This window comes from Lentzea flaviverrucosa, from assembly GCF_003350445.1.
Taxonomy (GTDB): Bacteria; Actinomycetota; Actinomycetes; order Mycobacteriales; family Pseudonocardiaceae; genus Lentzea; species Lentzea californiensis.
The window spans coordinates 934,614-957,059 of record NZ_QQAU01000001.1; the positions used below are offsets into that span (position 1 = coordinate 934,614).

Genomic DNA, 22,446 nt, shown 5'->3' on the forward strand with positions numbered 1-22,446 from the left:
GTCAGACGGGTGCATCGTGGTGCCGCCCCCGCATCCTCGTACTGGATGTACGGGGGTGCGGGGGCGGTGCCGCGAGGCGCCCTGCTGAGCGTGAATCACCCAGCCGAGGTTCTGAGCCACACCACTGGCTAGCGGAAGGCGTCCGCGTGCTCCCGAGCCCACGAGGCGAAGGAGCGCGCGGGCCTTCCCAGCACTTCCTCGACGCTCGGCACCACCGTGTACCCCTCGGCGGGCATGTCCCGCTTCCACCCGAGCAGCACGTCGGCGAACTCCGCGGGCCGTCCTGCCCTGAGCATCTCGTCCCGTGCCTCCGCCTCGGACTGCTCGACGTACCTGATCTCCCGGCCGATCGCCGCGCTGATGGTGGCCACCTGCTCCGGCACGGACAACGCCTCCGGCCCCGTCAACGCGTACGTGCGGCCGCCGTGCCCACCCCTCACGAGCACGGCGGCCGCCACCGCGCCGATGTCGCCTTCGTGCACGAGCGCACTCCGCGCGTACGCGAACGGCTCGCGCACCACCCCCTCCCGGCGCACCGACTCGGCCCAGGCCAGCGAGTTCGACATGAAGTCCCCCGGCCGCAACACGGTCCACTCCAGCGGACCGGCCGTCACCGCCTCCTCCATCGGACTCCGGTACCCGTTCCACACCAGCGTGATCCTGCGGACGCCGGCCTTCTCCGCCCGCCGCAGCAGGTCCGGCCCGGTGAGCAGTTCGGCGTAGTCGTCGCCCGCGCTGGCCAGCAGGTGGGCGGCGGTGACGCCCTCGAACGGGATCGTCTCCGGCCTGGTCAGGTCTGCTTCGACGACCTCGACACCGGCCGGGAGCCGTGCCGTCGCCGCGTTCCTGGTGATCGCGCGGACCCGCTGGCCCAGCGCGAGCAGTTCGTGCACCACCTGGGCTCCGGCATTTCCGGTCGCCCCCGCAACGAGAATCGTCATGGCCCCGACCGTAGAACCTGTAGTTAACTGGAGATCAAGAGAAGGGGGCGCGGTGCGGGAACTGACCGACGAGATCACCGCCGGCCACAGCCCGCCGCCGGTGAAGGACGCACCTGCCGGGGTGAGCATCCCGGGCCGTCACGTAGCCGAGGTCGCGAAGCACCCCGGCGGCCGGCTCGCGGTGATCACCTGGTCGTCGCCGGAGATCGACCCCGGCCTGCTGAACCCCGCGCTGCACGTCGTGGAGACCGACGGGACCGTCACCGACCTGGGCGCGACGCCCGCGGACGCCGGTTCGCCGGCGTGGTGGGGCGACGAGGTCTTCTACCTCGCGCTGACACCACCGCACCTGCAGGGCGGCAACGCCGTCTTCGACCAGCGCCACCGCAACCTCACCGAGGGCGTGCCGGCCTGCCCGATCGATCTCGTCCAGGACGACGGCAGCGCGCCGGTCGTGGTCGTCGCGACCGGTCTCGACACCGAGTTCCACCGCCTCGACGGCACCTTCCTCGGCCGTGTCACCGGCTCGCACCTGCCACCCCGCTACCGCGACCTCGACGGCATCGCGTGGGGCACCCAGGAACGCCTCCACTACCAAGCCCGCGACGGGCTCGACCTCGACGGTCTCCTGGTGCTCCCCGTCGGCTGGACGAGACGAGACGGACCGTGTCGTCTCGTCACGATCGTCCACGGCGGGCCGTACGACCGGTGGACCGACGACCTGCAGCTGCACTGGGTGCCGTCGGCGCAGTGGTTCGCGCATCAGGGGATCGCGGCCTTCCTGCCCAACCCGCGGGGAGGGCAGGGCCACGGCCACGAGTTCGCGGCGGCCGTGGCCAAGGAGGTCGGCCAGGAGGAGTGGCACGACATCGAGACCGGTATCGACCTGCTCGTCGGCCAGGGGATCGCGGATCCCGACCGGCTCGGCATCGCCGGGTGGAGTCACGGCGGGTTCATGGCCGCGTGGGCGACGACCAGGACGGACAGGTTCAAGGCCGCACTGGTGGGTGCGGGCATCTCCGACTGGCCGAAGCTGATCGCCACCGGTGAGTGGGGCGCGTTCGAGGCGGCGCTGGGCGACAGCCCCGAACACAGTCCGATCACCTACGCGGATCGCATCTCCACGCCGATGTTGATCGTGCACGGCGCGGAGGACACCAACGTGCCGGTGGAGCAAGCCGAACTCCTGCACGGCGCGGTGAAGCACTCCGAACTCGTCGTCTATCCGGGCGAGGGGCACTCGCTCCGGCAGCGTGAGCACAGGCTGGATCTGCTGAACCGAGCCAGAAGGTTGTTCGCGAAGCTCTGAGAGTTGCGCAAACCTTACGCAAGCCCAGCAAGCTCACAGCAAGCGCTCGCAAGCCGAACCATCGCCCTCCCATCAATTTTTCGGGCAGGTTCGGGCCCGAACCTCCCGCAACACCGGATGTCCAGCTGCTGGTGATCGGCCTTGTGCACGCTGGGACACTGGTCGGACACGGGAACGAACACCCGTCTTTCCTGTTCAGAGCGCTATGTCGCAAATTTGCGCAATCACGTCGAGATATTGCGGTAATCTGCTAGTCACTTCTACGGTGAGGCGCGCCACACCCCCTCGCGTCCCCACCGAGAAGGGCCAAGCACGCCATGTCACCGACGACACGCGTTCGCTCCCTGCTAGCCCCGATTACGGCACTGATCACCGCAGCGGCGACCCTGACCATCGCCCCTGCCGCCCAAGCCGCACCGGTCAGCCTCGACCTGGCCAGGCAGACCCGCATCGACCAGGTCACCCTGACCGCCCCGAAGAACAGCACCGAGACGTTCGCCGTGCAGACGAGCCTGGACGGCAGAGGCTGGTCGACGCTGGTCGCGGAACGACCACACGACTTCAAGAACGGCAGGGTGACGTTCCAGGTCGACCCGACGCTGGTCCGGCACGTCCGCGCCACCAAGACCACGGCCAAGCTCGAGGTGCACGAAGCGGCCGTCAGCGCCCAGCTGCAGGCCACCTACAGCGCGAGCGGCACCAACCAGAACTACGGGCCTGGCAACGCCGGCGACGGCAACCAGGGGACGTACTGGGAGAGCCCGAACAACGCGTTCCCGCAGTGGATCCAGGCCGACCTCGGCGCCGCGGTGAAGGCCGACCGGCTCGTGCTGAGGCTCCCGGCCGGCTGGGGCGCCCGCACCCAGACCCTCGCCGTCCAGAGCAGCACGGACGGCCAGAACTTCACGGATCTCGTGGCGTCCAGGGGGTACGACTTCACCCCCGCCGCGAACAACACCGCCACCATCGACTTCACCGCGGCCACGACGCGGTACGTCCGGCTGCGGATCACCGGCAACACCGGCTGGCCCGCGGCCCAGCTGAGCGAGTTCGAGGTGCAGGGCCCCACCGGCGGTGACACGCAGGCCCCCTCGGCACCGGCGAACCTCGCCCTCACCCAGCCCCAGGCCGGGCAGATCCGGCTGACCTGGAACGCGAGCACCGACAACGCGGGCGTCACCGGCTACGACGTCTACGCCAACGGCACCCTGCGGACCACGGTGACCGGCACGACCTTCACCGACAGCCAGCCCGACGGCCTGCGCGTGAGCTACCACGTCATCGCGAAGGACGCGGCCGGCAACCAGTCCCCCGCCAGCAACACCGTCACGCGTGAGGGGGCGACCGGCACGAACCTGGCGCAGGGCAAGCCCGTCACGGCGAACAACAACGTGCACGACTTCGTCGCCGCCAACGCCAACGACGGCAACGTGGCCTCCTACTGGGAGTCCGGCGGGTTCCCCGGCACGCTGACCGTCCAGCTGGGATCGAACGCGGACGTCGGCTCGGTCGTGGTCAAGCTCAACCCCGACTCCGCCTGGGGCGCCCGCACGCAGAACGTCGAGGTCCTCGGCCGCGAGCAGAACGCCACCGGCTTCACGAGCCTCGCCGCGGCCCGCGACCACCGCTTCGACCCGGCGTCCGGCAACTCCGTCACGATCGGCGCGGCCGGGCGGGTCGCCGACCTGCGGCTGCGCGTCACGTCCAACACCGGTGCGCCCGGCGCCCAGGTGGCTGAGGTACAGGTGTTCGGCACCCCTGCCCCGAATCCCGACCTCACCGTCACCGCGACGTCGATCACGCCGGCCAGTCCCGTCGAGACCGACCAGATCACGCTGAACGCGACGGTCCGCAACGCGGGCTCAGCGGCCAGCGCGACCACCGACGTGACGTTCTTCCTCGGCACCGCCAGTGTCGGCACGGCCCAGGTCGGCGCCCTCGCAGCGGGCGCGCAGGCCAACGTGAGCACCACGATCGCGGCCAGGCCCTCGGGTAGCTACGAGTACACGGCCAAGGTCGACGAGACCAAGAAGGTCGCGGAGCAGAACGAGACCAACAACGCCCGCGTCCACCCGGACGCGCTGGTCGTGACGCCGGTCCCGAGCTCCGACCTCGTCGCCGTGCCGTCCTGGTCGCCGAGCAACCCGAGCGGCGGCCAGAGCACCTCGTTCAGCGTCGCGATCAAGAACCAGGGCACCATCGCGTCCGCGGCCGGCGCCCACGGCATCACGGTCACGATCCTGAACAGCAGCGGCCAGACCGTCCGGACGCTGACCGGCAGCCACAACGGCACGATCAACGCCGGTGCGACGACCGCCGCGGTCAACCTCGGCACGTGGCCCGCCGCCGACGGCCGCTACACCGTCCGCACGGTGATCGCCAACGACGGCAACGAGATCCCTGCCAAGCAGGGCAACAACACCAGTGAGCAGTCACTGTTCATCGGGCGCGGCGCCAGCGTCCCGTGGCAGCACGTCGAGGCCGAGGACGCCACGCCCGGTGGCGGCGCGCAGGTCCTCAGTCCGAACAGGACGATCGGCGACCTCGCGGGTGAGGCGTCCGGCCGCCGTGCCGTCACGCTGAACGGCACGGGCCAGTCGGTCGAGTTCACGACGTCCGCTCCGACCAACACGCTCGTCACCCGGTTCTCCATCCCGGACAGCTCCGGTGGCGGCGGCATCACGTCCAACCTGAACGTCTACGTCAACGGCCAGTTCCACAAGGCGATCGACCTGACGTCGAAGTACATGTGGCAGTACGGCAACGAGGCCGAGCCCGGCAACTCGCCGGGAGCGGGCGGGCCGCGCCACATCTACGACGAGGCGAACGTGATGCTCAACTCGACGTTCCCGGCGGGCACGAAGATCAAGCTGCAGAAGGACGCGGCCAACACCACGAACTACGCGATCGACTTCGTGAACTTCGAACAGGTGACGGCTGCCGGAAACCCTGACGCGGCGCGCTACGCCGTGCCCGCCGGGTTCACCCACCAGGACGTGCAGAACGCGCTCGACCGCGTCCGGATGGACACGACCGGCACGCTGATCGGCGTCTACCTGCCCGCGGGCACCTACCAGACGGCGCAGAAGTTCAACGTCTACGGCAAGGCCGTCCGGGTGGTCGGCGCGGGACCCTGGTTCACCCGGTTCCAGGCCCCGCTCGCGCAGGAGAACACCGACATCGGCTTCAGCGCGCAGTCGTCCGCGAGCGGGTCGACGTTCAGCGGGTTCGCGGTCTTCGGCAACTACACCGCGCGCATCAACGGGCCGGGCAAGGTGTTCGACTTCGCCGGCGTGCAGAACATGACCATCGAGAACATCTGGGTCGAGCACATGATGTGCCTGTTCTGGGGCAACAACGTCGACAACAACGTCATCAGGGACAGCCGCATCCGCGACATGTACGCGGACGGCCTCAACCTGACCAACGGGTCGGCGGGCAACCGGGTCGCGAACATCGAGGCCCGGTCGACCGGTGACGACGCGTTCGCGCTGTTCGCCGCCACCGACGGTGGTGGCAGCGGCCAGCAGAACAACGTCTTCGAGAACCTCTCGGTGCTGACCCCGTGGCGCGCGGCCGGTCTCGCGGTCTACGGCGGCAAGCTCAACACGTTCCGCAACATCTACGTGGCGGACACGCTCACCTACTCCGCCGTGACGATCAGCTCGCTCGACTTCGGTTACCCGATGGAGGACTTCGGGCCGGAGCCGACGACGTTCAGCGGGCTCACGCTCGTCCGGTCCGGCGGTCACTTCTGGGGCGCGCAGACGTTCGGCGCGATCTGGATGTTCTCCGCCTCCAAGAAGTACACGGGGATCCGGGTGAGCGACGTCGAGATCATCGATCCGACGTACAGCGGAATCATGTTCCAGACCAAGTACAACGGTGCGGCCGAGAACGTCTTCCAGGACACGGTGCTGTCCAACGTGAGCATCTCGGGTGCGCGCAAGAGCGGCGACGCGTTCGACGCCAAGTCCGGGTTCGGGTTGTGGGCCAACGAGATGCCGGAAACCGGTCAGGGTCCGGCGGTCGGTGAGGTCACGTTCAACGGCCTCAGGTTCAGCAACAACTTCCAGGACATCAAGAACACCACGTCCACCTTCAAGATCAACATCAACAACTGATACCCCTGCCGCGAAGGACAATTCCATGAAAAACACGCTCATGAAGCGTGCGGTGAGCGCTGCCCTCGTCAGCGCCCTCGCACTGTTCGGATTGACACCCACGGCGGGAGCAGCGGTCGTCAGGCTGTCCGCGAACCTGACCGCGTCCAGCACCAACGGCGCGCTCGGCGCCGGGAACGCCGGTGACGGCAACCAGGGCAGCTACTGGGAGAGCACGAACGGCGTGTTCCCGCAGTGGCTCCAGGCCGACCTGGGCGCCGCGAAGAGCGTCAGCAAGGTCGTGCTGCGCCTGCCCTCGAACTGGGAGCAGCGCACGCAAACGCTTGCCGTGCAAGGGAGTTCCAACGGCTCGCAGTTCAGCGACATCGTCGGTTCCGGCGGGCGGGTCTTCTCCCCCGGCTCCGGCAACACCGTGACGCTGGACTTCGCGGCCACCAGCACCAGGTACGTGCGCGTCACGATCACCGCGAACACCGGCTGGGCCGCCGGTCAGCTCAGCGAGTTCGAGGTGCACGGCGAGTCCGGACCGGTCGACCCGCCGCCCCCTGGCGACAACCTCGCTGCGGGCAAGCCGGTCGAGGAGTCCGGGCACGTGCACACCTACGTGCCGGGCAACGCGGTCGACGGCAACACCGGCACGTACTGGGAGTCCAACGGCCTCCCCGGTCACCTGACCGCGAAGCTGGGCTCGAACGCGGACGTCACCTCGGTCGTCGTCAAGCTCAACCCCGACGGCGCGTGGGGCGCCCGCACGCAGAACTTCGAGGTGCTCGGCCGTGAGGCGAGCGCCACGGCGTTCGGCACCCTGAAGGCACGCGCCGACTACCGGTTCGACCCGGCCACCGGCAACAGCGTGACCATCCCGGTGTCCGGCCGCGCGTCGGACGTGCGGCTGCACTTCTACTCGAACACCGGCGCGCCCGGCGGCCAGGTCGCCGAGTTCCAGGTCTTCGGTGCCTCCGCACCGGCGCCCGACCTGACCGTCACGAACCTGACGTGGGCCCCGCAGAACCCGAGCGAGGCCGACGCGATCAGGCTCACCGCCACCGTGCGCAACGGCGGCACCGTGGCGTCCGGCGCCACGACGCTGAACGTCACGCTCGGCGGCACCGCCGCGGGCACCGCGGCGGTCGGCGCGCTCGCACCTGGAGCCACGGCCAGCGTCAGCGTCGACGCGGGCCGCCGGGGTGCCGGGTCCTACGCGGCCGCGGCCACCGTGGACCCGGCCAACCAGGTCGCGGAGACCAACGAGGGCAACAACACCTTCACCTCCGGCTCTCCCCTGGTCGTCGGCCAGGCACCGGGACCGGACCTGCGGATCACCGGCGTGACGCCGAACCCGTCGTCCCCGGCGGCGGGCCAGCAGGTGACGTTCGCCGTGCAGGTCAACAACCGCGGCACCTCCGCGGCGGGCGCTTCGGTGACCCGCGTGGCCGTCGGCGGCAGCACTTTGAACGCCAACACCGGTGCGATCAACGCCGGTCAGACCGTCACGGTCAACGTCGGCTCCTGGACAGCCACGAACGGCGGCGCCACGGCCACCGCGACGGCGGACGCGACCAACGTGGTCGCGGAGACCAACGAGACCAACAACACCGCGACCCAGTCCATTGTGGTCGGACGTGGCGCATCGACGCCGTTCACGAGCTACGAGGCGGAAGCGGGCCGTTACCAGGGCACGCTGCTGCAGGCCGACGCGGAGCGCACGTTCGGGCACACCAACTTCGGGTCCGAGTCCTCGGGCCGCAAGTCGGTGCGCCTCGACGCGCAGGGCCAGTTCGTGGAGGTCACCTCGACGGTCAGCACCAACTCGATCGTCGTGCGCAACTCGATCCCGGACGCCGCCGCGGGCGGTGGCCAGGAGGCGACGATCAGCCTCTACGCGAACGACCAGTTCGTGCAGAAGCTGACCCTGTCCTCGCGCCACAGCTGGCTCTACGGCACGACCGACGACCCCGAGGGCCTCACGAACCGTCCGGGTGGCGACGCCCGCAGGCTGTTCGACGAGACCTCGTCACTGCTGGCGAGCAGCTACCCCGCCGGCACGAAGTTCAAGCTCCAGCGCGACGCCGGTGACAGCGCCCAGTTCTACGTCATCGACCTGATCGACCTGGAGCAGGTCGCACCGGCCGCGCAGAAGCCCGCCGAGTGCGTGTCGATCACGCAGTACGGTGCCACGCCGAACGACCAGACCGACGACGCGGACGCCCTGCAGCGTGCTGTGACGGCCGACCAGAACGGGGAGATCCCCTGCGTCTGGATCCCGGAGGGCAAGTTCCGCCAGGAGAAGAAGATCCTGACCCTGTTCAACTCCGGTCAGTACAACCAGGTCGGCATCCGCAACGTCACCGTGCGCGGCGCCGGCATGTGGCACTCGCAGCTGTTCTCGCTCACGCAGCCGCAGGACGCGGGCACGATCAACCACCCGCACGAGGGCAACTTCGGGTTCGACATCGACGACAACACGCAGTTGTCCGACTTCGCGATCTTCGGCTCCGGCCGGATCCGCGGCGGTGACGGCAACGCGGAGGGCGGCGTCGGCCTGACCGGCCGGTTCGGCAAGAACACCAAGATCACCAACGTGTGGATCGAGCACGCCAACGTCGGTGCCTGGGTCGGCCGCGACTACACCAACCTGCCCGACCGCTGGAACCCGGGCGACGGCCTGCAGTTCACCGGCATGCGCATCCGCAACACCTATGCCGACGGCATCAACTTCGCCAACGGCACGCGCAACTCCACGGTGTTCAACTCGTCGTTCCGCACCACGGGCGACGACGCGCTGGCGGTGTGGGCGTCGAAGTACGTGAAGGACCAGAACGTGGACGTCGGCAGCGGCAACGCGTTCCTCAACAACACGATCGCACTCCCGTGGCGTGCCAACGGGATCGCGATCTACGGCGGGTCGAACAACCGCGCGGAGAACAACATCATCTCCGACACCGCAAACTACCCGGGCATCATGCTGGCGACCGACCACGACCCGCTGCCGTTCGGCGGGACGACCACGCTCGCCAACAACGCCCTGCACCGCACGGGCGGCGCGTTCTGGGGTGAGGCGCAGGAGTTCGGCGCCATCACGCTGTTCTCGCAGAACCTGCCGATTCCCGGCGTCGTCATCCGCGACACCGAGATCCTGGACTCCACCTACGACGGGATCCAGTTCAAGGGCGGCGGCAGCGGCATGCCGGACGTGCAGATCACCAACGTCCGCATCGACAGGTCGAACAACGGCTCGGGCATCCTCGCGATGGCCCAGGCCCGCGGTTCGGCGCGGCTGACGAACGTCACGATCACCAACTCGCGGGACGGCGACATCACCATCGAGCCGGGTTCGCAGTTCGTTATCGACTAGCACGGCCGTAGATCACATTTGAAACCACCTCCGACCGGGTATGCCCCGGCCGGAGGTGGTTTCTCATGTCCACGGTCGTTGTGGGGTTCGACGGTTCCGACCTGGCCAGACGCGCGGTGCACTTCGGTGCGGAGGAAGCGTCCCGCCGCGGCGCGGCCTTGCAGGTCGTGCACGCCGTACGCGCTCCCCTGCCCGAGCCCGTCTTCACGCCGATGACCATCCCGGTGCCGGAGTTCGTCACCGAGGAGACGATGTCCAAGGCGGCGGAAGACGGCCTCACCGAACTGGCGGCCGACCTCAGGGAGCGCTGGCCGGACCTGGAAGTCGCCACGCACGTGCGCATCGGCCGCCCGGTCGACGTCCTCGCCGCCGAACCCGGCGACCTGCTCGTGCTCGGCTCGTCCGGTCGCACGGGCATCGCGGAGATGTTCCTGGGCTCCACCGCCGTCGAGCTGGTGTCGACCGGCGGACGCCCCGTGATCGTGACCCGCTCCGGCCCCGTCGACGGCAGGGTGGTCGTCGGCGTCGACGGCTCCGAGACCTCGACGGACGCGATCGCGTTCGCCTTCGAGCACGCCGCCCGCCACGGCCGCGAACTGCTCGCCGTCTACGCGTGGAACGACGTCGGCTGGGCCGAACTCCCCGAGCAGGACTTCGACCACGTCCGCGTGGACCTGGCCAAGGTGCTGGACGAACAGCTGGCACCCCACATCGCCCGGTGGCCCGACGTGCACGTGGCACAGGAGGTCGCCTTCGACGCCCCCGCCCGCGCGTTGCTCCAGGCGGCCGATGGCGCGGCTCTGATCGCCGTCGGCAGTCACGGCCGAGGGGCGGTGAGGCGTGCAATTCTGGGCTCGGTGAGCCACGCTGTGCTCCACCACGCGCCGTGCCCGGTCGCCGTGGTCCACCGGAGGTGACGTGACATGCGCGGGTTAACGGCCGTGCTGCTCTGCCTGGTGCTGGCCTCGTGCGGCCAGGTGCCGCCGCCCCAGGTGCCGGCATCGAGCACTCCCACCACCGACACGTCCACGCCGAGCATTCCCGCGCCGCTGCCGCCCTCTTCGGTCCCGCTCCCGACCACGCCGCCCCTGCTGCCCACGCCGTCACGGGCGCTGGATCCGGGCGTGACGACGGTGCGGGGCACGGTGTCGGGCGGTGTCGAGTCCGGCTGCACGCTCCTGAACACCGGTGGTGAGCAGTACCTGCTGCTCGGCGCCGACCCCGCGATCGCGGTGGCCGGCGCCGTGGTGGAGGTGAGCGGGCGGGCTGATCCCGGCGGGATGACCACGTGCCAGCAGGGCACGCCGTTCCACGTCATCCGGACCCAGCGGGGTTAGTCGTTCAGAGCCTTGCGCAGGAACGCCGTGGCCTGGTTGATCGCGGCCTCCGCGGCGTGCGTGCCGCGCAACGCGTTCAGCATCACGAAGTCGTGGATGGCACCCGCGTACCGGACGGCGGTGACGGGCACGCCGGCCTCGCGCAGCTTGTCGGCGTAGGCCTCGCCCTCGTCGCGCAGCACGTCGGCCTCCGCGGTGATCACGAGTGCCTGGGGCAGGCCGGCGAGCTGGTCCCTGGTGGCGCGCAACGGGGACGCGGTGATCTCGGCGCGCTCGACCGGGTTGGTCGTGTACTGGTCCCAGAACCACTGCATGCCGTCGCGCCGCAGGAAGTAGCCCTCGGCGAACTGCAGGTACGAGTCGGTGTCGAAGGACGCGTCGGTCACCGGGTAGAAGAGAACCTGGGCCTTCAGCTCGATGTCGCCGCGTTCCTTGGCCTGCAACGTCAGCGCGGCGGCCATGTTGCCGCCCACCGAGTCACCGGCGACGGCGACGCGGGTGGTGTCGAGGCCGTACGAGGCGCCGGACGCCTGGATCCACTGCGCGGTGGCGTAGTTCTGGTTGATCGCGACCGGGTAGCGGGCCTCGGGCGAGAGCGAGTAGTCGGGGAAGACGACGGCCGCGCCGGCACCGACCGCGAGTTCGCGGACCAGGCGGTCGTGGGTGTGGGCGTTGCCGAAGACCCAGCCCGCGCCGTGGATGTAGAGGACGACCGGGAGCGGGCCCTTGACACCGGCGGGCTTGACCACGCGGACCTTGAAGCCGTCCAGCTCCACCCACTGCTCGTCGATCTCGGGCTTGTCCACCGAACCCGACTGCACCTCGTCGACGGCCTTGCGGCCCTCCTCGGGGGCGATCTCGAACAGGAACGGCGGCGTGGCGGTGGCGGCGGCGAACTCGGCGGCGGCGGGTTCGAGGACGGGGCGCTTCATGGCTTCCTCCTGGCGTTCCGGGGTGATGCCATAAAGCTAGTGCGCGATTAAATCGCACACAACGTAATCACGGCCTCAGCGGAGCCGGGAATAACAACGGCCCCCGCCCGATCAGGGGCAGGGGCCGTCGTCCGAGGAGCCGTCCTAGCCGACGGTGAAGCCCGCCGTGGCGCCGATGAAGCCGGTGATCTTGCCGGTCCAGCCGCTCTTCTCGTCGCCGTGGTGCACGATCCGGTAGGTACCGGCGGGGGTGTCCGCCGGGATCTGCCAGGTGATCGTGGCATTGGAGAAGGCGATGCCGACCCGTTCCCACTTGTAGCGCGTCGCCCAGTCACCGTCGTCGGCGACGCGCGTCCACTGGCCGTTCACCTGCCGCTGCACCTCCAGGAAGGTGTGGTTGCGGTGCAGGTTGTTCTTGGGATGGCCGGTGACGAACACCGACGTCACGGTCTCGCCGCGGCCGTAGGACGCCTTGGGCGCGACCAGGACGTCGCCGTACCTCTTGTCGGCGGGCTTGTCGTCGAGCACGACCCCGGTCTGCAGGTTGAGGTCGGTGAACGGCGGCTTGCCGGGGTTCGGGCCGGCGGGCAGGGCGGTCCCGGCCTTCATCGACGCGGCGAGCTTGGCGAACTCCTGCTGGTAGGCCGGGGTGGTGTTGCGGCCGAACAGGGTGGAGCCGCCCTCGTACTGCTGCGAGTCGTACTCCTCTGGGGTGGTGACGTACTGGCTGTAGTCGTTGGCGTAGCCCTGGATCAGCACGTTCTGCAACGGCACACCGGCCTCGGCGGCCACGGCCTTGCGGATGCGCAGGCCCGCGGTGATCGTGACCTCACCGGGCACCGCGACGAGGTGCAGCTGTCCGATGCGGACGATCTGCAGCGGCACGACGTTCGGCGTCGCACCGATCAGGCCGGTCGGCACCAGGGAGGCCTTGGGGAACTGGCAGTCCCGCAGCCACTGCGGAACCTCCATCTGCAACGGCTCGAAGAGCTTCTTCCACGGCGACTGCATGCCTTCGGAGAAGCCGGGGATCGCGGGGCCGTCCTCGATGCTGCCCGCGATCGTGGACGCGCCGACGACGCCCGAACACGTCGTACCGGGCTGACCGGTGTCGGTGTAGCGGCCCTCGACCCGCACGGCCGACATGTCCACGAACCGCATGCGCGAGTCGACGCCACCGGACATCGCGGACTGCGGGCCGCGGTAGACCTCCTGCGCCTTGCGGTTCTGGCGCTCGCCGATGACGCGGGCGTTCTCCCACTCGTTCTCGGTGGGGCCGGAGCCGGGCTTCAGGTTGAGGTTGGGCGACATGTCGCCCGCGTTGGTGTTCGGGAACGCCGCCACGAAGCCCGCGGTGTTGTCCAGGTACCGGACACCTTCGTCGTCGTGCTCCCACTGGTACGCCGCGTAACCCTTGTTGTCCGGGCTGATCAGCGTGTTGGCGTTGGTGATCGACGTGTTGTGCGTGGCGAACCAGCTGATCGCGCCGACGTTCGCGGCGCCCTGCCTGAACTTCAGCACCGTCATCTGCGGGTCGATGCCGGCGGGGAAGGCGCCCTTGTCGGGGTTGCGGTCGAACGCGACGCGCGAGCGGTTGACCGACGCGTTCGTGAGCTCGCCGACGCCGAGGCTGATCGAGCCGGGCTTCACGTCGTCGTGCGCCTCGACGACGGACTCGGTGATGCCGTCGACCACGGCGGCCAGCGCCTGCGGCTGCATGCCGAGGATCGACAGGTTGTAGGCGAGGTTGTGCGACTGCCCGCCGGGGCCGCTGTGCGTGTGCGTGGCGGAGAGCAGCAGGTTCTCGCGCGTGTAGGTGCTGCCGTACTTCGCCTGCAGCTTGGTGAGCACGCCCTCCTGCACCGCGCGGAAGATCATCGCGAGGTCGGCGTTGACGTACGCGACGCGCTTGTTCGTGGCGCGGTCGACCACGACGTAGGCCCGCGACCGCAGCCGCTGGTGGATGCCCGTCGTCTTCTGGTCGAACTTGGAGTAGCCCATCATGCCGTTCTCGGCGGCGGGACCGGTGACGTCGGAGATGCCCCGGCCCACCAGGTACGGCTCGGGTTCGGCCCACGCGAACGGCCCGCTGACCAGCGCCGCACCGACGAGTGCGGCGACCACCGTCAAGACTTTCGTCCGCATGAGCACCCCGCTAAGTGAATTGGATTCACATTTCGGAGTTGACGGTAGGTGATCCAGACCACTTCGAGCAAGTCACCGCGAGTGCGTTGGCGGTGACGACGAGCAAGATTCCAGCCCAATGGTGGAGTTCGAGCGTCTCCCCCAGCACCACGAGCCCCGCCAGCGCCGCCAGCACCGGGTGCACGCTCATCGCCAGCCCGAACAGGCGCGCGGGCACCTTCCGCAGCGCGATCACGTCGACGGCGTAGGGCACGACGCTGCAGAACACGCCCGCCCCGACCGCGTACAGGATCGACATCCCGGTCAGCTTCCCGTGCAGCACCAGCAGCACCGCGACCGGGACGTAGAGCGTCGCCGACATCGCGGTCGCGACGGCGGGCGCCTGCAGACCGGGCAACCGGGCGCCGACGAGGCGGTTGAGCAGGATGTACGCGGCCCAGCAGCCCGCGGCGAGCAGGCCCAGCCCGACGCCGAGGTAGTCGCTGCTGGGACCCGGCAGCACCAGCACGTACACGCCGACAGCGGCGACCAGCACGAACAGGAAGTCCTGGCGCGTTCGCGACCCGGCCAGCGCGACACCGAGCGGCCCGAGCACCTCCAGGGTGACGGCGAGGCCGAGGCCGATGCGGTCGATCGCCATGTAGAGGCTGAGGTTCATCGTCGCGAACACGAGGCCGAGTGCGATCGTCGGCCACCACTGCGCCCAGGTGAACCTTCGCAGGTTCGGCCGGGCCATCGGGAGCAGCACCGCGGCGGCCACGAACTGGCGCACCGCCACGACACCAGCCGGGCCGATGGCGGCGAACGCGTGGGCGCCCACGGCGGCACCGAGCTGGTTGCTGGCCGCGCTCGCGGTCATCGTGGCGAATCCGCCGAGGCTCTTCATACCGTCCAGCCTGCGGTCCCGGCATCGATGCGGGAAATGCATGAGACGCGCCACCTATACGCTGGACGCATGGATCTGCGGCACCTGCGGGCGTTCGTGGCGGTGGTCGACGCCGGCACGTTCACCGACGCGGCAAGGGAACTCGACCTGACCCAGGCGTCGGTGTCCCGTTCGGTCGCCGCACTGGAGACCGCGCTCGGCGTGCGGCTGCTGCAACGTTCCACCCGTCACGTCGCGCTCACCGCCGTGGGCACCCAGGTGCTCGACGGTGCCCGGCGCGTGCTGGACGAGGTCGCCCACCTGCACCGGATCGCCTCGCAGTCGCTGACCGAGCTGCGGATCGGCTACGCCTGGGCGGCGCTCGGCAAGCACACCCGGCGCGTGCAGAAGGCATGGGCCGCACAGCATCCGGGGTTGCCGCTGGTGTTCGTGCAGTCGAACTCGCTGACCGCGGGGCTCGCCGAGGGCACCGCGGACATCGCGGTCGTGCGCAAGGCCCTCGAAGACCCGCGGTTCGAGACGGCGCTGCTCGGCACCGAACGGCGCTACGGCGTCGTCGCGACCGACAACCCGTTGGCGCGCAAGCGTTCGCTCAAGCTCGCCGACCTCGCGCGCTACTCGCTGGCGGTGGACGACCGGACCGGGACGACCACGCTGGACCTGTGGCAGCCCGGCAAGGCCCCCGCCGTCGTGCGCAACACCCACAGCGTCGACGAGTGGCTGACGCAGATCGCCGCCGGGCAGGCCGTCGGCATGACGTCGGAGGCGACCGCGAGCCTGAACCCGCGTCCCGGCGTGGCCTACCGGGCCGTGGTGGACGCGCCGCCGATCGCGGTGTGGCTCGCGTGGTGGAAGGACCAGCCGCCCCGGCACCTCACCGACCTGATCACGCTGGCGTGCGACGCCTACCGCGCGGTGTGAGGAATCGCCGCCGGACCAGGGGAATGAGTGGAAGTTTCTGCCCTCTCGCCCGCCGGAGAGCTCACTTAGGGTGATCTTCCATGGACGGGCTGATGCAACCCCGGCCGCTCACCCTCGCGCACGTTCTGGAGCGAGCCGAGCGGCTGTACGCGCACAAGCAGGTCGTGACGGCCGGCGTGGAGCGGGTCACGTACGCCGAGGTGGCCGTGCAGACCCGGCGCCTCGCCACCGCGCTCGACTCGCTCGGCGTCCCGGCCGGTGCCCGCGTCGCCACGTTCGCGACCAACACACGGCGCCACCTGGAGCTGTACCTCGCGGTGCCGATCACCAAGCGGGTGCTGCACTCCATCAACATCCGGCTGTCTGCGGAGCACCTCGAGTACATCGTCACCCACGCCGAGGACGACGTGGTGTTCGTCGACCGGGCACTGCTCCCCCGGATCTGGCCCAGCGCGGACCGGATGCCGAAGGTCCGGCACTGGGTGGTGCTGCCCGACGACAGCGACGTGCCGATCCCCGCCGACCCCCGCGTCGTGCACTACGACGACCTGGTCGCGGCGGCCACCCCGTTCGACGGCTCGTTCGAGGACCAGTTCACGCTCGCGGACGAGAACCTGGCCTCCGGGCTCTGCTACACCTCCGGGACCACCGGACCGCCCAAGGGCGTGCTGTACAGCCATCGATCGACGATCCTGCACTGCCTGGGAACGCTCGCGGCCGGCTTCATCGGTCTGTGCGAGAGCGACGTCGTCATGCCGATCGTGCCCATGTTCCACGCCAACGCCTGGGGCCTTCCCTACGGCGCGATGATGGCGGGCGCCTCGCTGGTGCTCCCCGGTCCGTCCTCGGACCCGACCCACCTGTTGCGGTTGATGGAGACCGAGCGGGTCACCGTCGCCGGCGCCGTGCCTACGGTGTGGACGAGCCTGGTTCCCCAGCTGGCCTTCCACGAGCTGAGCGCCACGCGGTTCCTGCTCGGCGGTGGCTCGGTGATCGCCCCGGCGCTGTCCGAGACCTACCGGACCGCGCTCGGCGTGCCCATCACGCACTCCTGGGGGATGACGGAGATCAGTCCTGTCGGGACGATCGGCGGCACCCGCACCCAGCACCGCGACCCGCGGGAGCAGGTGGCGGTGCGGGCCGCGCAGGGCCAGCCGCTGCCGCTGGTGAACCTGCGGATCGCCGACGTCGAGACGGGCGAGGAACTGCCGCGCGACGGCAAGGCCGTCGGCGAGTTGCAGGTGGCGGGCCCCTGGGTGGCGGGCGGCTACTTCCGCGTGGACGCGAAGGACAGCTTCACCGGCGACGGCTGGCTGCGGACCGGCGACCTCGCCACGATCGACGCCGACGGGTACGTGCGGCTCGTGGACCGGATGAAGGACCTGATCAAGTCCGGCGGCGAGTGGATCTCGTCGGTCGAGCTGGAGAGCGCGCTCACCTCGCACCCCGACGTCGTCGAGGTCGCCGTGGTCGCCCGCCCGGACCCGAGGTGGGGCGAACGGCCCGTGGCCTACGTCGTCCTGCGCGACGGCAGCGCCACCACGGGCGACGAGCTGCTGCGGCACATCACGCCGTCGGTCGCCAAGTGGTGGCTGCCCGACGAGGTGGTCTTCCGGACGGCATTGCCCAAGACCGGCACCGGCAAGCTGTCGAAGAGCGCCCTGCGCGACTCGGCCTAGATTTCGCGCAACCGGTGCAGCCGCAGCCCGAGCTGCAGCTCCAGGTCGTTCTCGGTGCGCCAGTCGGCACCGAGGACGTCGCTGACCCGGTCCAGGCGCTTGAGCAACGTGTTGACGTGCACGTGCAACGCGCGTGCGGTCGCCGCGACGTTCGCACGGTGGTCGTAGTAGGCGCTGAGCGTGCCGACGAGATCGGTGCCGCGCCGCTGGTCGTAGTCGGCGAGGGGCCCCACGGATGTGGCGAGGAAGCGGTCGAGCTCGGGGGCGCGGTCGGCGTCGAAGACCATCGCGAACAGGGCGTACCGGCCCGTCGTGACGCCCTTGTCGGTGTGCCCGATCGCCCGCATGACCGCGGCGCAGCGGCTCGTCAGGGAGAACGCGCGCGACCAGTCGTGACCGGCCGCCCTCTCCCCCACGACGGCGACGGGGCCTCCCAGCGAGCGCCGGAGCCGCCTGTGGACCTCCTCGACGGTCCGGTCGTCGTCGGCGCTGGGCACGATCATCGTGGCCCTGCCCAGGTGTTCGCCGGCCAGCCCCGCGCGGTCTCGCGCGATGTCGTGCAGGTGGCGCAGGAGATCGGTCGACGACAGGGAGGCCGAGTCCGCGACGAGGACCAGGTTCAGCCGGTCGGCGTCGATGCCGCGGGCACGGGTGCGGGCGCGCTGGGCCGGGCTGATGCCGGGGCCGCCGACGAGCAGCTCCGTCAGCAGTTCCCCGCTCAGCCGCTCGCTGGCCTCGGCGACCGCCCGTTCCTTGAGGATCAGCAACCCCAGGATGTGCGTGGCCCGTTCGAGCGTGCGCAGGTCCATGTCCTCCGAGACACCGGGACCGGCCGGACGGCTCCACGCCAGCGCGCCGAGCCTGCTGTCGCCCGCCTGGATCGGGGCCACGCTGCGGGCGACCCCGTCGTCGACGGTGGTCGTGACGCGGCCGGACCGCTGTTCGGGCGCCTCGAGCAACGTGACGGTGCCACCGAGCTGTTCGGCCAGGAGCTGCGCGACGTCGTCCGGTGTGCCGCCCTCCAGCACCACACCGGTCAGGGCCTCGTGGATCGCCTGCGCCCGTTCCACGACGGCCACGTGCTCCTCGATCCTGCGGTACGCGACCTGCAGGTCCTGCAACGCGGTCCGGCTCTCCTCGTAGAGCCGGGCGTTGTCGAGGGCCACCGCGGCGTGGTCGGCGAACGCGCTCAGCAGCGCGATCTCCCCCGCGTGGAACGACCGCTCGGAGCGGTACGCGGCGAACAACGCGCCCACCACCTCGTCGCGGATCACCAGTGGCACACCGAGAAGAGCGACCAGGTCCTCGGTGCCGACGAGCCGGTCGAAGCCGGCGTCGTGGTCGATGTGGGTCGAGGCGGCGTAGTTGCGCACCCACTGCGGACGCCGGGTGGCCAGCACCTTGCCGCCGAGCCCGACGCCCGCCGGGATGGTGGCGCTGAGGAACGTGGCGGAGATCGTCCCCTCCGCCGCACGCGCGGACAGCCTGCCGTCCGCGACCAGCGAGAGGTAGGTGAAGTCCGTGCCCATCAGGTCGTGGGCGTGGCGGACGATCGACTGCAGCACCTCGTCGAGCTCGCCGAGGGCGGTCAGCGACTTGGCCGTCGCGTACAACGACGCCAGCTCTCGCTGGCGGCGCACGAGCTCGTGCGACTCACTCGGGTCGATGCTCACGACGCCATTCTCACCCAGCCGCCGGTGGCGGAAAGCCCCACCGAATCGCCCCAGGTGGTGTGTGATCCAGACCTCAGCCGCGAGGGGCCGCCGCCCTAGCATTGGCCGTCATCACCTGCCGGTTCACCGACGAAGGCGGCATGTATGGCAACCCCTCTGGCTCAGCCCGAAGAACAATCCGTGACCCGGCGCCGCGGCTTCCGCAAGCTGCTGACCGTGGGGCTGGTCGGGAGTTCGATCGAGTGGTACGACTTCTTCCTCTACGGCACCGCGGCCGCGCTGGTGTTCCCCAAGGTGTTCTTCCCGGAGTCCTCGGCGCTGACCGGCACGCTGCTCGCGTTCAGCACGTTCTGGGCGGGTTTCGTGGCACGCCCGGTCGGCGGGGTGCTCGCCGGGCACTTCGGTGACAAGTACGGGCGCAAGCCGGTCGTCGTCACGTGCCTCGCGCTCATGGGCGCCGCCACGTTCCTGATCGGCTGCCTGCCCGGCGCGTCGTCGGTGGGAGCGCTGGCCCCGGTCCTGCTGGTGACGCTGCGGTTCCTGCAAGGGCTCGCGGCGGGCGGGCAGTGGGGCGGCATCATGCTGCTGCTCACCGAGTCCGCGAGCCCGAAGCGGCGCGGGTTCGCCGGCACGTTCGGGCAGACCAGCGTCTTCGTCGCCGTGATCATCTCGAACCTGATCTTCGTGGCCGCCAGCGGGCTGATGCCCAACGACGCGTTCCTCAGCTGGGGCTGGCGGATCCCGTTCCTGGTCAGCGTCGTCATGTTCGCCGTGGTCCTGTACATCCAGTCCAAAGTGGAGGACACGCCGGAGTTCCGCGAGCTGCAGAAGGAGGTCGCACGGCCGGAGCGCGCGGTGGTCAGGGCCCCGCTCGCGCAGGTCGTCCGGACCAGGTGGGCGACGATCCTGCTCGCCTGCGGCATCCTCTCCGCCACCAACAGCCTTTTCTACGTCAGCATCGCCGGACTGCTGAACTACGGCACCACGTCGTTGAAACTCGACCGCAACGGGCTGCTCGCCGTCGTGCTGCTGGGTTCCGTGGCGATGCTCGCGGTCCTGCCCTGGGCCGGTCACGTCTCCGACAGGATCGGGCGCCGGCCGCTGATCCTCATAGGCGGCCTGGGTGTCGCGTTGTGGGGCTTCCCGTACTTCGGGCTCGTCAACACCGCGTCGCTACCGCTGATCTTCGTGGCCGTGGTGGTGGGCTTCACCTTCCAGTGCCTCACCTACGGCCCTATCGCGAGCTTCCTGGGCGAGCTGTTCGCCCCCAACGTCCGCTACTCCGGCGCGTCGCTGTCCTACCAGCTCTCCGCGATCATCATCAGCGGTGGCACGCCGTTCCTCATGACCGCGCTCATCGCCGAGACCGGCAGCACGGTTCCCGTCGCCGCCTACATCACGCTCATGGGGCTGATCACCTTCGTCAGCGCGTGGTTCCTGCCGGAGACGAACCCGGCCGAGGTCCGCGCGGACCCGCAGGCCGTTCCCGGCGCACACCTCTACCACTGACAGGAGACCGCTGTGAAGACGTCCGTCGTGCTGGCCACCGCGGTTCTGCTGCTCGGCGCCGATCCCGCTCTGGCGACGACCCCGCCCAGGAACGTCCCGGTGTGCACGGGGCTGGACCAGCTGGAGATCCCGGCCTCCGCCATCAGCCTGCCCACCACCGGTGGCCGGGTGCGGGCGGCCACCACGACGAGCGCTGTCGTGAGCGGACAGACGATCGAGTACTGCCAGGCCGACGCCGACCTCCGCCCGGTCGACCCCTCGGCGCCGGTCATCAAGATGCGGATCGCGTTGCCGCACGGCTGGAACCACAAGGCGATGATGTTCGGTGGCGGCGGGTTCAACGGCACGATTCCCGCCCTCACGGGGAACGTGCCGTTCGCCGCCGCGGACGCGCCTGCTCCCCTGGCCCGGCGGTACGCGATGTTCGCCAGCGACTCCGGCCACCAGCAGGGCCCGGCGGCGGTTCCCTCGCTGGACGGTTCGTTCGGCGTGAACGACGAGGCGGTGCGGAACTTCGCCGCCGGTGACGCGCTGAAGAAGACGCACGACGCGAGCCTGTTCCTGATCCGGCGCGCGTACGGGCTCAGTCCCGCCAAGACGTACTTCGCGGGCGGCTCGACGGGCGGACGTGAGGCCCTCATCGTCGCGCAACGGTGGCCGCGGGCGTTCGACGGCGTGATCTCCGGCTATCCCGCGTGGAACAACCTCGCCGAGGCCCTGTACCTGGGACACCTGACGCGGGTGCTGGCCCGGCCCGGCGCGTTTCCCGGTCCCGCGAAGCAGACGTTGTTGTACGACAGCGTGATCACCGCGTGCGACGGCCTGGACGGCGTTCGGGACGGGGTCGTCTCGAACCTCGCCGGCTGCCACTTCGACCCCCGTGTCCTGCGCTGCCCCGACGGCGCGGACACGGGCCACACCTGCCTATCGGACGCCCAGATCGGGGCGGTGAAGGCGATGTCGGCGCCGTTGCGGTGGCCGTACCGGGTCGCGAGCGGCGAGACCGGGTACCCCGGCTTCCCGTTCCTGTCGGGCGCGGACATGCGGACCCCGTTCCTCGGGTTCGGCACGACCGCGCCGGCCGATCCGATGCCGGCCACGAGCGGGTACGGGATGCAGTACTGGGACCAGTGGGTCAAGTACTTCCTGACCCGAGATGCCAGCTACAACTCGCTCGACCTCGACCCCCTGCGTCCGGGGAGGTGGCTCGACCGGATCAGCCACCTGTCGACCATCCAGGACCGCAACGACGTGGACCTGGGCCCGTTCGCACGCTCCGGCGGCAAACTGGTCCTGCTCCACGGCGCCGCGGACGAACTGGTCTCGCACCGCTCGACGAACGACTACTTCGACCGCGTGCGCGACCGGCTCGGTCCCGTCACGACCCAGGGGTTCCTGCGGTACTACCTCGTGCCCGGCGCCAACCACGCGAACTTCGGCACGCCGTCGTTCGCCGCCGGGTGGGACTCGCTCACCGCGCTCGAACGCTGGGTCGAGAGTGGACGGTCGCCGAGGAACCCGGTGGTGGCCGACATCACCCACGGCCGCACCCGTCCGCTGTGCGAGTACCCGGGCTGGCCCCGTTACCGCGCGGGCGATCCGGACAGCGCGGCGAGCTTCACCTGCACGCGTTAG

General features: G+C 70.0%; 14 protein-coding genes. 9 read left to right on the forward strand and 5 right to left on the reverse strand.

Annotation, left to right across the window (positions count from 1 at the left end; all coding sequences use genetic code 11):
• Nucleotides 1–128 precede the first annotated feature (128 nt).
• Nucleotides 129–941: an NmrA family NAD(P)-binding protein gene (locus tag DFR72_RS04175; RefSeq protein ID WP_090063954.1), complete on the reverse strand. Its 813-nt coding sequence runs from the start codon at nucleotides 939–941 to the stop codon at nucleotides 129–131.
• A gap of 52 nt (nucleotides 942–993) precedes the next feature.
• Here DFR72_RS04175 and DFR72_RS04180 point away from each other — a divergent pair, with 52 nt between their 5' ends.
• The 5 genes from DFR72_RS04180 to DFR72_RS04200 all read left to right on the forward strand — a co-directional run bounded on the left by DFR72_RS04180 (nucleotide 994) and on the right by DFR72_RS04200 (nucleotide 11,066).
• Complete coding sequence (locus DFR72_RS04180) at nucleotides 994–2,250, forward strand: alpha/beta hydrolase family protein (RefSeq protein WP_245982504.1); 1,257 nt, start codon at nucleotides 994–996, stop codon at nucleotides 2,248–2,250.
• A gap of 317 nt (nucleotides 2,251–2,567) precedes the next feature.
• Nucleotides 2,568–6,374 carry a galactose-binding domain-containing protein gene (locus DFR72_RS04185; RefSeq protein WP_090063952.1) on the forward strand — a complete coding sequence of 1,269 codons (3,807 nt, stop codon included), beginning with the start codon at nucleotides 2,568–2,570 and terminating at the stop codon, nucleotides 6,372–6,374.
• A gap of 25 nt (nucleotides 6,375–6,399) precedes the next feature.
• Nucleotides 6,400–9,729, forward strand: coding sequence for a CARDB domain-containing protein (locus DFR72_RS04190; RefSeq protein ID WP_090063951.1), 3,330 nt, complete (start codon nucleotides 6,400–6,402; stop codon nucleotides 9,727–9,729).
• Nucleotides 9,730–9,794: 65 nt separating this feature from the next.
• A complete protein-coding gene (locus DFR72_RS04195) occupies nucleotides 9,795–10,646 on the forward strand; it encodes a universal stress protein (RefSeq protein ID WP_090063950.1) in 852 nt (283 codons plus the stop codon).
• A gap of 6 nt (nucleotides 10,647–10,652) precedes the next feature.
• The gene (locus DFR72_RS04200; RefSeq protein ID WP_143086649.1) at nucleotides 10,653–11,066 is read left to right on the forward strand and encodes a hypothetical protein; all 414 of its coding nucleotides are present in this window, start codon (nucleotides 10,653–10,655) and stop codon (nucleotides 11,064–11,066) included.
• Here the strand turns inward: DFR72_RS04200 and DFR72_RS04205 are convergent.
• From DFR72_RS04205 to DFR72_RS04215, 3 genes are all read right to left on the reverse strand, one after another.
• Nucleotides 11,063–11,998 (reverse strand): alpha/beta hydrolase, encoded by a 936-nt coding sequence (locus tag DFR72_RS04205; RefSeq protein WP_090063948.1) that lies wholly within the window; start codon nucleotides 11,996–11,998, stop codon nucleotides 11,063–11,065. The genes DFR72_RS04200 and DFR72_RS04205 overlap by 4 nt on opposite strands.
• A 144-nt stretch (nucleotides 11,999–12,142) precedes the next feature.
• Nucleotides 12,143–14,143, reverse strand: a complete 2,001-nt coding sequence (locus DFR72_RS04210; RefSeq protein WP_090064524.1) for a neutral/alkaline ceramidase — start codon at nucleotides 14,141–14,143, stop codon at nucleotides 12,143–12,145.
• Nucleotides 14,144–14,168: 25 nt separating this feature from the next.
• Nucleotides 14,169–15,029, reverse strand: a complete 861-nt coding sequence (locus tag DFR72_RS04215; RefSeq protein WP_245982506.1) for an EamA family transporter — start codon at nucleotides 15,027–15,029, stop codon at nucleotides 14,169–14,171.
• Nucleotides 15,030–15,098: 69 nt separating this feature from the next.
• Between DFR72_RS04215 and DFR72_RS04220 the strand changes: the two genes are divergently transcribed.
• Together DFR72_RS04220 and DFR72_RS04225 are read left to right on the forward strand one after the other, a co-directional pair.
• The gene (locus tag DFR72_RS04220) at nucleotides 15,099–15,950 is read left to right on the forward strand and encodes a LysR family transcriptional regulator (RefSeq protein WP_090063947.1); all 852 of its coding nucleotides are present in this window, start codon (nucleotides 15,099–15,101) and stop codon (nucleotides 15,948–15,950) included.
• Between the two features lie 80 nt (nucleotides 15,951–16,030).
• A complete protein-coding gene (locus tag DFR72_RS04225) occupies nucleotides 16,031–17,629 on the forward strand; it encodes a long-chain fatty acid--CoA ligase (RefSeq protein ID WP_090063946.1) in 1,599 nt (532 codons plus the stop codon).
• On the opposite strand, the gene DFR72_RS04230 is transcribed toward DFR72_RS04225, so the two are convergent.
• Nucleotides 17,626–19,302, reverse strand: a complete 1,677-nt coding sequence (locus DFR72_RS04230; protein WP_245982508.1) for a helix-turn-helix domain-containing protein — start codon at nucleotides 19,300–19,302, stop codon at nucleotides 17,626–17,628. The two genes, DFR72_RS04225 and DFR72_RS04230, sit on opposite strands and share 4 nt — an antisense overlap.
• Before the next feature lie 180 nt (nucleotides 19,303–19,482).
• Here DFR72_RS04230 and DFR72_RS04235 point away from each other — a divergent pair, with 180 nt between their 5' ends.
• A complete protein-coding gene (locus DFR72_RS04235; RefSeq protein ID WP_245982511.1) occupies nucleotides 19,483–20,811 on the forward strand; it encodes an MFS transporter in 1,329 nt (442 codons plus the stop codon).
• A 12-nt stretch (nucleotides 20,812–20,823) separates the two neighbouring features.
• On the forward strand, nucleotides 20,824–22,446 hold the full coding sequence (locus tag DFR72_RS04240; RefSeq protein ID WP_090063943.1) for a tannase/feruloyl esterase family alpha/beta hydrolase: 1,623 nt from the start codon (nucleotides 20,824–20,826) through the stop codon (nucleotides 22,444–22,446).